The sequence below is a fragment of the Flavobacterium sp. genome, assembly GCF_036759525.1.
Taxonomy (GTDB): Bacteria; Bacteroidota; Bacteroidia; order Flavobacteriales; family Flavobacteriaceae; genus Flavobacterium.
In genome coordinates this window covers 42,582-57,368 of record NZ_DAIOUN010000014.1, presented here as the reverse complement: position 1 = coordinate 57,368, position 14,787 = coordinate 42,582, and the positions used below count along the sequence as shown (strand labels likewise).

Annotated in this window: 16 protein-coding genes; 6 read left to right on the top strand and 10 right to left on the bottom strand. The window is 34.3% G+C overall.

Going from position 1 to position 14,787, the window contains the following annotated elements; all coding sequences use genetic code 11:
- Positions 1 to 165: 165 nt before the first annotated feature.
- From V7M80_RS10190 to V7M80_RS10170, 5 genes are all read left to right on the top strand, one after another.
- Positions 166 to 357, top strand: a complete 192-nt coding sequence (locus V7M80_RS10190; protein WP_333695863.1) for a hypothetical protein — start codon at positions 166 to 168, stop codon at positions 355 to 357.
- A gap of 256 nt (positions 358 to 613) precedes the next feature.
- Positions 614 to 1,678, top strand: a complete 1,065-nt coding sequence (locus V7M80_RS10185; protein WP_333695862.1) for a GyrI-like domain-containing protein — start codon at positions 614 to 616, stop codon at positions 1,676 to 1,678.
- A 53-nt stretch (positions 1,679 to 1,731) separates the two neighbouring features.
- The gene (locus V7M80_RS10180) at positions 1,732 to 2,274 is read left to right on the top strand and encodes an RNA polymerase sigma factor (RefSeq protein ID WP_333695860.1); all 543 of its coding nucleotides are present in this window, start codon (positions 1,732 to 1,734) and stop codon (positions 2,272 to 2,274) included.
- 30 nt (positions 2,275 to 2,304) lie between these two features.
- On the top strand, positions 2,305 to 2,727 hold the full coding sequence (locus V7M80_RS10175; protein WP_333695859.1) for a hypothetical protein: 423 nt from the start codon (positions 2,305 to 2,307) through the stop codon (positions 2,725 to 2,727).
- 5 nt (positions 2,728 to 2,732) lie between these two features.
- On the top strand, positions 2,733 to 3,191 hold the full coding sequence (locus V7M80_RS10170; protein ID WP_333695858.1) for a sensor of ECF-type sigma factor: 459 nt from the start codon (positions 2,733 to 2,735) through the stop codon (positions 3,189 to 3,191).
- Between the two features lie 10 nt (positions 3,192 to 3,201).
- On the opposite strand, the gene V7M80_RS10165 is transcribed toward V7M80_RS10170, so the two are convergent.
- A complete protein-coding gene (locus V7M80_RS10165; RefSeq protein WP_333695857.1) occupies positions 3,202 to 4,260 on the bottom strand; it encodes a WD40/YVTN/BNR-like repeat-containing protein in 1,059 nt (352 codons plus the stop codon).
- A 150-nt stretch (positions 4,261 to 4,410) separates the two neighbouring features.
- Between V7M80_RS10165 and V7M80_RS10160 the strand changes: the two genes are divergently transcribed.
- Entirely contained in the window at positions 4,411 to 5,853 is a 1,443-nt protein-coding gene (locus tag V7M80_RS10160; protein WP_333695856.1) for a hypothetical protein, read from the top strand.
- Positions 5,854 to 5,891: 38 nt separating this feature from the next.
- Here the strand turns inward: V7M80_RS10160 and trhA are convergent, their stop codons facing one another.
- The 9 genes from trhA to V7M80_RS10115 all read right to left on the bottom strand — a co-directional run bounded on the left by trhA (position 5,892) and on the right by V7M80_RS10115 (position 14,774).
- Positions 5,892 to 6,539 (bottom strand): PAQR family membrane homeostasis protein TrhA, encoded by a 648-nt coding sequence (gene trhA / locus V7M80_RS10155; protein ID WP_333695855.1) that lies wholly within the window; start codon positions 6,537 to 6,539, stop codon positions 5,892 to 5,894.
- Between the two features lie 71 nt (positions 6,540 to 6,610).
- Positions 6,611 to 6,799, bottom strand: a complete 189-nt coding sequence (locus tag V7M80_RS10150; protein ID WP_333695854.1) for a YgaP family membrane protein — start codon at positions 6,797 to 6,799, stop codon at positions 6,611 to 6,613.
- Positions 6,800 to 6,893: 94 nt separating this feature from the next.
- Positions 6,894 to 7,199, bottom strand: a complete 306-nt coding sequence (locus V7M80_RS10145; RefSeq protein WP_333695853.1) for a hypothetical protein — start codon at positions 7,197 to 7,199, stop codon at positions 6,894 to 6,896.
- Positions 7,200 to 7,308: 109 nt separating this feature from the next.
- Positions 7,309 to 10,509 carry an efflux RND transporter permease subunit gene (locus tag V7M80_RS10140; protein ID WP_333695852.1) on the bottom strand — a complete coding sequence of 1,067 codons (3,201 nt, stop codon included), beginning with the start codon at positions 10,507 to 10,509 and terminating at the stop codon, positions 7,309 to 7,311.
- Between the two features lie 77 nt (positions 10,510 to 10,586).
- On the bottom strand, positions 10,587 to 11,666 hold the full coding sequence (locus tag V7M80_RS10135) for an efflux RND transporter periplasmic adaptor subunit (protein WP_333695850.1): 1,080 nt from the start codon (positions 11,664 to 11,666) through the stop codon (positions 10,587 to 10,589).
- Positions 11,667 to 11,703: 37 nt separating this feature from the next.
- Entirely contained in the window at positions 11,704 to 13,017 is a 1,314-nt protein-coding gene (locus tag V7M80_RS10130) for a TolC family protein (RefSeq protein ID WP_333695848.1), read from the bottom strand.
- A 120-nt stretch (positions 13,018 to 13,137) separates the two neighbouring features.
- Positions 13,138 to 13,593, bottom strand: coding sequence for a methyltransferase family protein (locus V7M80_RS10125; RefSeq protein ID WP_333695846.1), 456 nt, complete (start codon positions 13,591 to 13,593; stop codon positions 13,138 to 13,140).
- On the bottom strand, positions 13,580 to 13,795 hold the full coding sequence (locus V7M80_RS10120) for a DUF6132 family protein (RefSeq protein WP_333695844.1): 216 nt from the start codon (positions 13,793 to 13,795) through the stop codon (positions 13,580 to 13,582). The genes V7M80_RS10125 and V7M80_RS10120 overlap by 14 nt, the downstream gene beginning before the upstream one ends.
- Positions 13,788 to 14,774 (bottom strand): c-type heme family protein, encoded by a 987-nt coding sequence (locus V7M80_RS10115; protein WP_333695842.1) that lies wholly within the window; start codon positions 14,772 to 14,774, stop codon positions 13,788 to 13,790. The genes V7M80_RS10120 and V7M80_RS10115 overlap by 8 nt, the downstream gene beginning before the upstream one ends.
- Positions 14,775 to 14,787 lie beyond the last annotated feature (13 nt).

The window sequence follows — 14,787 nt, the reverse complement described above, 5'->3', positions numbered from 1 at the left end:
GTTTCTTTATAACCAATTTCAAAGGCTTCATGAAAAGCTTTTACGGCTTCAATCTGTTTTTTCATTTTTAAAAGTTTAGGAAAGTAAAAATACAAAAATGTAAGTTTCAATTCTTGGAGTGAATCCAAAACAATTAACTATTTTTGTTGAAAAATAACCTATTTTATGTTTAGTCAAGGACAATGGATTTTTGCCGGATTTTTTGTAGTTGTGTTTACTGCAATTATGATTTATGTATATCGTAAAGATTTAGCTCTCCATAAGAAATATTACAAAGGAAGTCTCAAAGTATTAGGAGCCTTTTTTTTGTTTATTCTCTTTTTATTTATTGTGAAAATCTATTTGAAACAGAAATAAAAAAAAAATCACCAAGTTTTGGGGTCTTGGTGATTCAGTACAACGGGGTAAACTTGGGGCAATACCATTGTTGTAGGTTAATGTGTTATTTGTTGAGCAAATATGTAACGTAAATCGATGTAAAACAAATTTAATCGATAAAATGCACATAATTTTAAAATAATACATATTTTTCTTATATTTATGAAGATTTTTATTTTCATAATCTTGAATCAAATTCTTAAAAAATAAATTAATTTTACAAAAAATAATTTCAATGAGAATTTTAAAATACATATTGTTACTTTTGATTTTAATTGTGGTTGCCGGATTAGTCTATTTTAGTACACTAAGCGGAGCCTATCAAGTCTCTAGAAGTAAAGTCATTCACTTGGAAAAATCAACTGTTTTTCAATATATAAACGATTATCGCAATTGGGAAGACTGGTGTGCCTTAAAAGATTTTGACTCAAGTGTAAAATATTATTATAGTGATAAGACCATTGGTAAAGGAAGTACATTTGAATGGAAAGGTTCTTCTTTTTCAGGGAAGTTAAAGACTATTTATAGTAAAGAAAATGATAGCATAACTCAAAAACAAATTATTAATAATGTGGAGGCAAATGCCTACATTACACTGAAAGACACCTTAAATGGCACAAAAATAGTTTGGAATTGCAACGGAACTCTTAATTTTTGGGGTAAGATCAAATCCTTTTTCATCGAAAATCAAGAAGACAAAATCGGTACTGTATTTGAAAAAAGTCTACATAAACTCCAAGATGTTCTGCATCATGAAATTAGTCGTTATTCTATAGAAGAAAACGGAGTCGTAGCTTTACCAAAAGAGTATTTTTTAAAACAAAAAGTTGAAATAAGCCCTGAAAACTTTTACAGTAACTTACAACACCTGATACCTGATTTAGAAAATTTTGCGGTAACAAATTCTATCTCTTCCGGTCAACCTTCATTTATCAATTACCTATCAAATAACATTTCCAAAAATCCACTTCGCCTAGAAATTGGTGTTCCTATAAAAGAAGTTATTTTCACTTCTCAAGAAAGTCAATTTACTTGTGATAGTATTCCGGCACACCATGCCATTAAAATCACTTTAAAAGGCGATTATTCGCATACCCGAAAAGCTTGGAAAAAAGCCTTGGACTATTTGTTAAAAAACAAACTTGAAGCATCGGATAAATTAAATTATCGCGAAGTGTATGTGAAAAAAAGTAGTGATATTAAGAATCCCTCGGAATGGTTAACCTATATTTATATTCCATTAGCACAATTTAATCGGGCTAATATTGTTGCATCGGATACCCAGTCATCTGGCGAATAAATAATCAGATTAAACTTTTACTTCCAATTGATGTCTTACTCAAAAAGTAGATTTTGCAAGACGAAAAAGATTTTGTTAAAGAACTGATAGCACCTCAAACGCAAGAACAAGCGTTTAAAAAACTTGTGGAGCTTTATCAAAGACCGCTTTACAATCACATACGTTCTATCGTTTTGAATCATGATGACGCACACGATGTCTTACAAAATACTTTCATAAAAGTTTTCAGAAATATCAATTCATTTAAAGGTGATAGCAAAATATTTTCATGGATATACAGAATTGCAACCAATGAATCATTGACATTTTTACAACAAAAAGCAAAGAAAAATAATAGTTCCCAAAGTGAATACCTCAGTAAAGAAATTGATAAAATGGAAGCTGATGTATATTTTGAAGGTTCTGAGATTGAAATGAAACTTCACCGAGCTATTGCAACATTGCCCGAAAAACAGCAATTGGTTTTCAAAATGCGGTATTATGAAGAAATTAAATACGAAGATTTAGCCGAAATACTGGAAACTTCTGTAGGTGCCCTAAAAGCATCTTACCATTTAGCGGTGAAAAAAATTGAAAAGTTTTTAGATATTAATTAAACCAACATCCCAGAATAGTGTCTTATACATATGAAACCTGTCAAATTAAATACTGAACCAAAAATTAAAACCGGATTTACAGTCCCTGAAGGGTATTTTGAATCTTTTTCTGAAGAATTAATGAACCAAATCAAAGAAACAGATTCAAAAGTTATTCCTTTAAAGTCTAAATTACTTATACGACTCAGTGTTGCAGCCAGTGTTGCACTATTTTTAGGTTTAGGTACCTACTTTTATGTTTTGACAAAATCTGAAAGTGATTATTCCGAGCAAATAGAGATGTATTTAACTTCAAATACCCAATTAACCACACATGATATAGTTTCCTTCATGGAGTATTCAGATGTAAGCTCTCTTGAAGCCAAACACAATTTACAACCCGATGAAATAGAAGGATTCCTTTTGGATAATTATGAAATAGACGAAATTATTACACATTCAACAGAAAATTAAAAATCATGAAAAAATATTTTCCCTTACTTTTAGTTGTTTTATTTTTACAGTCGTTTGAGGTATTATCACAACCCTCAGGTAAAAAAGAGCGTGTTAAGGCATTAAAAACCGCATTTATAACAAGTGAACTAGGATTAACACCTACTGAAGCTGAAAAATTTTGGCCTATTTACAATGCCTTTGAAGAGAAACAATTTGAATTGCGTCATGAAAAAATGCGTTCCTACTTGAATCGAATGAATAACGATGTAGACCAAATGAGTGAAAAAGAAGCGACTCTACTTTTATCTCAAATGGAAAGTGTTGAAGATGAATTGTATCAAATTCGAAAAAAATTAATTCAAGATTTGCGAAATGTACTTCCCGTTCATAAAATTATAAAACTCCGAAAAGCAGAAGAAGATTTTAATCGGGATTTATTACGTCAAATGAGAGAAAATAGACCCTTACCCAAAAGAAATTAATTTTTCCGAATTAACGATTAAAGGTTAACTTATCTATTCTATTTTTTCCGGCTGCAATAGCTACCTGTTTGTTCAAAAAACGAAGAGTATGGTAGTTTGAATTGGAACTTATTTTTTTCCACTTTATGCCACTATCTTCTGAAAAATACAAACCCTGAGTACTAACGGCTACCAATTGTTTACCCCCCGAGTTGGGAACAAACTGTACACAAGAAGTATAACCCGGTCCTTCGCCCTCCCCTATTAATGACCAGCTCTTACCACCATCTATTGTTATGGCTTTATTTTGATTATTTGCAGCTTGATTTTCATAATCCCCCCCAGCTATAATCCCAATGGTGTCATCATAAAAATCAGCCGTAAAAATACCACTCATTTTACTTCCACTTACAATTGGTGTCTCATAAACCTTCCAGGTTTTACCCTTGTCTGCAGAATGAAAAACTCGGGCGTGACTTCCACCTGTAGTTATCCAAGCCTGCTTTCCATGAACTACTAATCCTGTATTGCTTGCCGCAAAACCGTATTCATCTGCAAATAAAGGTGGTAATAGTTGGTTCATTTTTTGCCAAGTTCTTCCACCATCTCTAGTTATCAGAATCGCTAGTTTGTTACCTTGAGGATCGCCTACTGCAATTCCGGACATTTCATCCCAAAATTGAATGGCATTGTAAAATGCTGTAGCTTGCTTGTCTTCAAATACTATTTGAGGCGTATTATTTTTTTTATCTATTTTATAAATTACCGCAGGTTTTTCGGTACTCAGGAGAAAAATATTTGAACTGTTTTGTGCAATTCCTCTAAAATGTGGACTTGTTTTTTGGTGTTGTATTGAATCCTTAAAATGTTTATCATTTTCTAAATCATAATACCCATAGTTACCATTATTTGTAGCATACCAAATTATATTCTTAGAGATATCAATTGCTCTTACACTCATTGAATCTGCAATTAATGTATCAATCGTAACATCTAAAATGGGCAAACGTTCAGCAATCAAAACTTCTTTAGGTGTTTTTTCACAACAGATTAATAGTAGTGCAAATAGAACAAAATAAGAAAAACGCATAATCTCATATTTTTTTCAAATATAAAAAAACAAAAAATTTAACAAGAAAAATTAGTGTAAAGAGTAAAAATAAACGTTGAAATTCATTTTGGCACAAATATTGGTTAGTTATAATTAAAGTTTGAGTATCCATTTCTAAATCAAAAGACTATGAAAACAAAATTTTATATACTATTTGCCATATGGGTTGGGATAACCGATATGTATTCGCAAGATAGAACTACCGTAAGAGCTAATTCTATTGATATAAGTGACAACTTAGATCTAAGAGCTATTGCACACATATTTGGTGAATCAACCAACTTAGAAGATTTTGAAAGACGTTTGAATAATCCAAACAATCCCATTTCAAACTTGGATTTGAATAACGACAATCAAGTAGACTATTTAAGAGTTATTGAATCTGTAGAAAACAGAACCCACCTGATCATAGTTCAAGCGGTTTTAGAAAGAGATATATTTCAAGATGTAGCTACAATTGAAGTTGAAAGAGATCAATCGAATAGAGTACAAGTTCAAATTGTAGGAGATGTTTTTATGTATGGTCCAAATTACATTTACGAGCCGGTTTATGTTTATACTCCGGTAATCTATAACACCTTCTGGGTTTACGGTTACAGACCTTACTTTTCCCCATGGTATTGGGGGTATTATCCCGGCTATTTTTATGCGTGGAACCCTTTTCCTATTTATCATTACAGAAATCATGTTAATGTATTTATAAATGTTAATAATACCTGCCATTATGTAAATCATAGAAGAAGTACACGTGCTATTGCTTTACATCAAAGTAGAAGAGCCAATGGATATGAAAGAATGTACCCAAATAGAAGTTTTAGCAATCGAAATACCGGATTTTCTAACCGTTATGAATTAACCGAAACCCGATCTAACTCTGGAGGAAGATCTCAAAACTATGGAAGTACAAATGGTGTAAGAAACAATCCAAATAACTCTTCGGCTTCAAATTATTCGCCAAAAAACAATCAATCTCGTTCAAATGGTACATATCAAAACAACTATACCAGTACACCTAGAACAAGAAATGGAAATACAACCACTAATTATAGTAGTGAAAATAATTCCTCCAATTATTCGCCAAGAAATAATTCGAATCCAAGAAATAATCAAAGTATAGGCTCAAATGAAAATAACTCTGGTAACAACCAACCGGTTCCGAGAATAAATCAGTATTCTTCAAATCAAAACAATCCGAGAAGCACGAGCAGTTATACTAATCCAAGATCCTATCAAAATAGTTCATCAAGTACTTACACTGCTCCAAGAATAAATCAAAACAATTCTTCGGTGCAAAATAATCCAAGAAGTTCAAACAGTTATTCAAGTCCAAAACCAAATCCAAGTCAGTCCTATCAAGCTACACCAAGAAGTAATCCAAGAACTACCACAGAGTACAACTCATCTGCCAGTTCACCCAAGAGTGCCTCAAGTAGCCCAAGGGTACAAAATTACAATCAACCCAGACCTAGTACTCCAAGCGGAGGAAGCCGACCACAGATTAGTTCTACACCCAGAAGTCAAAGTGCAGGGCAAGGTAGTTCCGGTAGAGGAAATTCAAATGGACGAGGATAATTTAAAAAAGCGGTATAATACACCGCTTTTTTATTTTTTTAATAATATCCCGATTCTAACGAAAGATAAATAGAAATAAAATGAGAAATTGATCCCAGTAAAACAAAACAATGCCAGATAGCGTGGTAATAATTTTTACTACTTTTTACAAAAAAATAAACTCCCGACGTGTAAAAAACACCACCTATAATAACCCAAATCAAAACATGTAAAGGCATATTATCAAGCATTGGATTTGAAATAAAAAGTATCATCCAACCCATTAACAAATAGAGAATTAAGGATACTATTTTAAATCTTTGGGTAAAAAATAATTTAAAAATAGTTCCCAAGCCTACCAATCCCCAAATTATCGATAAAAAAACAAATGAAGTTTCTGCAGGTAAATACCTTAATACCAATGGTGTATAGGTACCGGCAATTAAAAAATAAATACTTATGTGATCTATAATTTGTAAACGATTTTTCTTTTTTCTGTTCTTTGAATAATGGTATAAAGTTGATGCCGTGTAAACAAAGAACAATCCAAAACCAAAGAGAACTACCCCTAAAAAGATTTTAAAATCATAATAAAAATAAGCAATTTCAAACAGAATGGGCATTCCCAAAAAACAAAAAAGTACCCCAACTAAGTGTGTTAGGGTATTATATAATTCTTCATTTTGGGATTGAACACGCTTTTCCATTAAATGTAAAAACTCTAGTTTTCAGGATACTAAATTATATATAAGCTTAGATTTTTCAAAAAAAATTATTTTCAATCTTTAATTTTAAACACTTTTGTCAAAATATCATCCATTAAACACCATTTGGTTAAAGATGATTGCAATAAATTGGCTCCTACAAATGCAGTAAACCACAACCAATTTTGGTTGACATAAACAGCCAATAACAAACTGATAATAATAAATGTGCCAGCGATTCCGCGTACGATTCTGTTTTTCATTTTTTTAAGGTTTTAAGGTTCTGAGGCTCTAAGGTTCTGAGGTTTGGGACTATTTTTAACTTAGTCCCTCAGTTCCTCAGCACCCTAGTACCTCTTAAATAAATTTTTCGATATTAAATGTGGCCAAATGTACTTTGGATTTAGTTTCTAATTCTTGATTGAAAGCGAGAATTAATTCATATACTTTTTCCAAATTTTCAATCGGTACAAAAGCATAAAAAGCAATTGATTCGTTTTCATTTACTTCGCTCCCAAACCAATTTGAGGCTAAAGCTTCTTCTGACACATCTTTAAATCCGGTTACATCTCGATATGAATAGGTTTTTACACCGGATTGTTTGAGCAAATGCTGGATCTCTCGTTTGAAAGAATGAACAGCTGTTATAAGGACTAATTTCATTTTTTAAGGTTCTGAGGTACTAAGGCTCTAAGGTTCTGAGTATTTACTAATTACTATTATCTAAGGATTATCAACTATGGACTATTCACTAAGGACTAAGGACTAATCACTAATCCCTATTCTTCTCCCATTTCTTCCGTTCGGTGATGTAATAAATTAATGGAACAACTATTAAAGTTAATAATGTGGATACAATCGCTCCGGCTACTAACGATATGGCTAATCCTTGGAAAATCGGGTCAAATAGGATAATTGAGGCTCCAATTACAACGGCTCCGGTGGTTAATAAAATGGGCGTGGTTCTAACAGCTCCGGCTTCAATAATGGCTTGTTTAATTTCTATGCCATCATTTAATCTGATTTCGATAAAATCGATTAAGAGCACCGAGTTTCGCACCATTACTCCGGCCAAAGCAATCATTCCGATGAATGAAGTTGCAGTGAAAAAAGCTCCTAGTAACCAGTGTCCTAAAACAATTCCTACCAGCGAAAGCGGAATGGCCAACATCATCACAATGGGTGTTTTGAAGTTTTGAAACCAACCTACAATTAACATATAAATTACTAAGATTACAACTAAGAAAGCCACGCCTAAATCACGGAAAACTTCTAAGGTAATTTGCCATTCACCGTCCCATTTTACGGTAAAATCATTTTCATCTGTGGGCTGTTCCATGTACAATTCGTTCACTTTATAGCCTTTTGGAAGTTGCATTTTTTCCAATTTCTCATTCATTCCTAAAATGGCGTACACCGGACTCTCCAGAGCTCCCGCCATATCAGCTAAAACGTACACCACTCGCTTTTGATCTTTACGATAAATTGTATTTTGCAACGTATCGGTAGTTACTTTAACCAAATCACTCACTGGAACCACATTGCCTCGACTTCCTTTAATTTTTACATTTTGAAGGTCTTCGATGGAAGTTTTATCTGCATCGTTTAAGGATAAAGTAATACCAACCGGATTGTTTGACCGTTCGTCATACAAATGAGAAACCGGTATTTCACGCAATAAATACGTTAAATTCCCAACCACTTGTTGCGGAGCAATTCCGTTTAACATGGCTTTTTCTCGGTCAATTTCCAATTTGTATTCTACTTGAGGAGCTTCTACCATCCAATCGGTATCCACCACATCGGGAGTATTTTCCAAGATGGATTTCACTTGATTGGCCACTTTAATTTGTTCTTGATAATCGGGTCCGTAAACCTCTGCCACCAACGTGGAAAGCACCGGAGGTCCGGGAGGAACTTCTACAATTTTTACATTGGCTCCATACTTTTTCGCAATTTTTTGTATTTCCGGACGAACCCATTTCGCCAAATCATGACTTTGTAAATCACGGTCTTCTTTGTGCAACAAATTCACTTGAATATCGGCCATGTTGCTTCCGCCACGCATATCATAATGACGTACCAATCCGTTAAAAGTTATCGGTGCAGATGTCCCAATATAATTTTGATAATCTACCACTTCGGGTACAGTTGACAAGTATTGAGCAATTTCTTTGGTAACCGCTGCAGTACGTTCTAAAGTGGTTCCTTCCGGCATATCAATCACCACTTGGAATTCATTTTTATTGTCAAACGGCAACATTTTTACCGCAACCGATTTGGTAAAAAACATGACCACAGAACCTACTAATAATACAACAGTTACCAAGAACATTGCATTACGTTTTTTAGAATTATCCAATAACGGTTGTTCTACTTTTTTGTAAATTTTATAAATCCATGATGTTTCTAAACCTTGTTCTTCTTTTTGTTCTTGTTCCTCTTTTTCATGCAATAAATGATAGCCCAAATAAGGTGTAACGGTTAATGCCACAAATAAGGATAACAACATCGCAATAGAAGCTCCAATCGGCATCGGACTCATGTAGGGCCCCATCATTCCGGAAACGAAAGCCATTGGAAGAATTGCCGCAATAACCGTAAATGTGGCCAAAATGGTTGGATTTCCTACTTCATTAATCGCATAAATCGCAGCTTGCTTGAAGGGTAATCGCTTCATTTTAAAATGCCGGTGCATGTTTTCGGCGATAATAATACTATCATCTACCACAATTCCCACCACAAAAACTAAGGCAAAAAGCGTGATTCGATTTAACGTATAACCTAATAAATAATAACTGAATAAAGTCAACGCAAAGGTCAACGGAACAGAAAAGAAAACAACTAAACCTCCTCTCCATCCCATAGCCAACATTACCAATACCGTAACTGCAATGATGGCTACACCTAAGTGTAACAATAACTCGCCCACTTTGTGCGATGCCGTTTCACCGTAATTACGGGTTACTTCTACCTGTACGTCATCTGGAATTAAATTGGTTTTGAGTTGTTCTACTCTTTCTAAAATCTTGTCCGATATTTTCATTGCATCGGCTCCTTTTACTTTTCCAACTGAAATAGTAACAGCGGGATATTCGCTTGGTTTGTCGCTATACTTTTCATTTGCTTTTCCATATCCAAAAGAAACATAACTTCGAGCTGTAGAAGGTCCGTCTTGAATAGATGCCACTTGTTTTAAATACACCGGCATATTTTGATTTATTCCCACTACCAAATTTTCTACATCTTCGGCATTGGATAAAAATTTTCCGGTAGTAATTAAATATTCCGTGTCATTTTGAACAAAACTTCCCGACTGCGAAGAACCGTTATTGGCTTGAATCATTTGCATAATTCCCAGTGCATCTACCTTGTTTTCAGCCATTTTGTCTTTGTCTAAAACGACTTTCAATTCGCGAGTTCTTCCGCCAATTTCTTTGGTAATGGCAACATCTTTTACTTTTTCAATTTCAGAAGTCACTTCTTCTGCCAGTTGTCGAATTTCAAAATCATCATATTTTTCACTCCACAACGTTAATCCCAACATCGGAACATCATCAATCGATCGCGTTTTTACCAAGGGTTTATAAACACCTTGCGGAAAAATATGTTCGTGTTTGGCTAATTCATCATACAATTTCACATAGGACCGCTCAATGTCTTCGCCAACATAAAATTGAACAATTATCATAGCTTGACCGTTCATTGCCATGCTGTGCAAATGTTCAACACCTTTGATGTTTGACAACACTTTTTCCAACGGTTTAATGACACGGCTTTCTACTTCTGCCGGAGTGGCTCCCGGATAACCAATCATAACATCGGCCATGGGAACATTAATTTGTGGTTCTTCTTCTCTTGGAATTAAGAACGAACTGTATACGCCAATTACCATCAAAGCTACCATCAATAAAATGGTTAGTTTGGAATTGATAAAGAAATTGGCAATTTTACCTGAGATACCTTCTTGCATGTTATTTTATTTTTGTTTCAAATTTCAGGTTTCAAGTTATTGTTGTTTGAAAACTGCGACTGAAAACTGTTTACTATTTACTGAACACTCACTTTAGCTCCGTTGAACAATTTCCCTTCTGCCGAAACGATATACGGTTCTTTGGACGATAATCCGGAAAGGACTTCTACTTTGTCGCCGTAGGTTTTTCCGATACGTAACCATCTTAAAATGGCGGTATTGTTGGCAACAGTGTAAATTCCGGTAAGTTGTCCTTGTTTTACCAATGCCGATTCAGGTACTAAAACTTGTTCTGAACCTTCATTTGCAACTGATGTTTTTTCAATTGGAAATTGCACGTTGACAAACATTCCGGAAAGGATGGTTTTATCCATTTCATCTAAATTGACTTTCACCAGATATTGTCCGCCGGTGTTTTTGGCTGATAAACTCACTTCCGAAACTTTTCCGGTTACTTTTTTATTCATTGATTTAATGATGACCGAAACTGCCATTCCTTGTTTGATTTTAGAAATATCACTTTCAGAAACCATAGCGGTCACTTGTAATTTCCCGGAACCTTCCACACTCACCAATGGCATTCCAGGATTGGCCATGTCGCCTTCTTTGATGAATGTATTGGTTACAATTCCGCCAAAAGGAGCTGTAATGTTGGCATAACTAAATTGAGCCATGACTTCGTTACGCATTTGTTTGGCACCTTCTAAACCGGCTTTTGCCATTTCAAAACGAGCAGTCATGTCATCTAATTCTTTTTGCGAAGCACTTTGTTGAGCAAACAAGTTTACAAAACGATCGTAATCTTTTTTGGCATTGTTATAACCAGCAGTTGCTTGTAAAATGGCTGCATCCACTTGTGCTTTTTTGGCTTGTAAATCGGTATTGTTGATGCTCACTAACAGTTGACCTGCTCCTACTTTTTGACCTACTTTCACATGAACTTTGGTTACATAACCCATCATTCGGGTGCTCACGTTGGCACTGTTTTCGGCTTCAATTTTACCACTTGACGTCACAAATGGACTAGTTGAATTTTCGATTGAACCATTAACTTTTACGGCAATGGCAGGTAATGTTTTGACTTCTTTTGGGTCGTTTCCGCAGGAAAATAAAAGGACTGCTGAAAAAATGATTAGAGATTTTATTTTGATATTCATAAGATTGTGATTTAGTATATTGATTTGTTGAATGCTATTATTTCGTTAAAAATTCCAAATACATTTTGGTGAAATTGTATTCAAAAACCGCTTGTAAATATTCTAATTCCTTTTGGGCCGATTGCGTTTCCGTCATCAATAAATCAGTCGTTTTTTCTAACCCTTGAGCAAAACGATTTTGACGGATTCTGAAACTTTCTTGTGTTTGTTCAAAGACCAATTTGGAAAGTGTCACTTTGTTTTGAGCATCGGCTAACTGGCGATTGGTTTTGTTCAATTCCAGCTGACTTTGGTTTTTGTATTGTTCAGCTTCTGTTTCCGCTTTTTGGTATTCAACTTTTGATTTTTGGAATTTTCCGATGGATTTATACCCGTCAAATACGTTCCATGACAATTGAGCCCCTATAGTATAACCGTTTGCACCAAATTGAAAGATTTCGGTATCGTATAATTCATAGGTTCCAAAAGCATTCAAACGGGGCAGAAAACTCATTTTACCGGATTTCATCCTGTTTTTATAGGCTTCGGTTGATTTTTCCATCGCTAAAAAATCTTTTCTTGATGTTGATAATTGAGCGTTTTCTAATGTAGGATTGATATCGTTTTCGAGATTTTCAACCGGTTTATAAATACCGCCTTGGGTATCTTCGTTCAATAAAAAAGCCAAATAATCGGAGGCGTTTCGCACATTACTTTTGGCATAAGAAAGTTGATTGGTAATTTCATTTACCCGAACTTGCACATCCAACACATCTGTTTTTTGCAACATACCTTGTTTGAAATAATTGTTGACCAAATTCAGATTGGCTTGTGCAGTAGAATTTGCTTTCTCCAAAACCTCAACCGCTTTATAAGCCAATTGCAATTGCATGAAAGCTTTGTTCACTTCCAATTCTAAATATTCTTTGGTGCGTTCGGTTTGCAATTGGTAAGCTTCCATTTTAGATTTGGCTGCTTTTCTTTCGTATAAACCATCTACATTTAAAATGGGTTGAAGCACTTCAATTCGAGTGGCATAATTTTGCACTTGTGAAGGATCATTCAACAAAGCCGGATTAAAATCGGCTTGCGTTAAGATTTCTTGATTCAATTTTGAACCAAATGCCATTAAAGGATTGGTTGTTGTAATGGCTGTATGCGAAGCCGAAATATTCGGTAAAAAAAGAGCATTGGATTGGCGGTAATCTGAACGAGCCGACTCAACATTTTGTTTGGAAATTTTCAATTGAAGATTTTGCTCCGATAATTTTATGGCTAAATCTGATTTGGAAATTTGCAACGTATCTTGACTGAAAAGTGCTGATGAACTGATAAATATCCCGATTACAATTGTATTTTTAATAGTTTTCATTCGATTTACTTCTTAATTACAAGGCAAAAGTAGAACGATGAAAAGAAGTGTGCAGTAACATTTGTTACCAAGCGAATTTTTTATACTTTTAGAAGAGTATAATTGGAAAGAATTGGTTAATTATAAACGAAGTTTCGGAAAAAACCGACCCACTTTTTCCTTATATTCTCTATATGAAATGAATTTTTGAGCAAGTTGTTTTTCTTCATAGGTTGATTTCAAATAAAACCAAATGAATAACAAACCTGAAATTAAAAGTTTATAAATTGAATACTTATAAAGTGCATAACCTAATGCAAACATCAATATTCCGGTATAAATAGGATGTCGACTGTATCGAAAAAAACCGTTTGTGAGTAATTCCGCTTTTTCGGTTGGCGTTGGGAAAGCGGTAAGATTGGATTTTAATTCAAAAACGGTTAGCAGTGCAATCATAAAACCGATAAAAGCAATCACCATTCCGAATGTTGCAAGAAATTTTGGAATTTCTAAGGGTTGAAAAAAATCAAACGCATAAGCTCCAAAAAGAAGAAATTGGATAAAAACAAAAATGTAGTCTTTGCTACTCTTTTTCATTTTTTTCCTTTTTCTTAGGCGAAGTTACAAACAAATTAAACAGTAAACCACCCATTAAACCTCCATATAATGTGCTGTTTAATGGTTTGGAGGTGATGGCACATGTTCCACTAACACAACCTATTTGTTGATAATAGAGATATCCAGCAACTAGTCCTACAACCACCCCAATTCCGGTAACAATGATAGCTTTTTTATTCATTTGTTTTTTTTGTAAAGGTAATACTCCAAATCCCACGTACTTCATTTTCATCATATCCAATCGCTAAATCCTTGGGATATAACTTCAAAATTTGACGTTGTACTTCCGGTTTGATTTGTTTTCCGTGACATTGCAAACACATGGTATTGGTTTCTATTGGATAATAAAACTGAATTTTATCTCCTTTTTCCAGAGCAATGGGTTTACTTTCTTTTTTTTCTGCCAATTCTTTCTTGAATTGAGCAATATAGTATAATTCCTCTGCATAAGCTTTGTTATTTGGGTTTCGATTCTTGTCGGAAACTCTTTTTATGTTAGCGTTAAACTGCGTTGCCATACTATCTGTCAACGGAATCGCTTGATGGTTACAAAAGGTCAAAGCTTCCATGGTTCCTTTTTGCTGAATGGCTTCCATTAAATTTTTACCTAATACTTTTTTAGTACCCAATGCATAATCTAAACCGATATCGGCGTATGTTTTAACTTCATCTACTTCTTCTAATTTTTTACCGGATTGTGTCCAATTTTCATTACCGTGACCTTCCCAATGAGCTTTAAACCATTCGGGTTCTTCAATTTGATAGTCATACATAAAGGCAGCAATTTTCTCTATACTACCTTCCGGAAAAGCTTGTTTCGGCATGAGTCCGTGTTTTTTTACTGCACCATACATCAAGGCTTTTTCTTCTGTAGGATGGGCTACAAACGCTTTTACATTTTCAATAAATTCCGCTTTGTTATACCCTTCCCTATCAATATACCTAGCTTTTATGGCCACCATTGGTGGAGCAATTCTACCTTGGTTTTCATCAGCTGTCGGGCTATGGCAAAGGTAACAGTGGGTTTCCATTAATTTTTTGGCTTCAAGTGGGTCAAAAGTTGAAGCCATTGGAATCTCCTCTATATCTTGGTATTCCTGTTTGCTATTTTGGCAACTGATTAATAAAAATAAACAATATACAACATATATATATTTCATAGTCTTTGAAAAT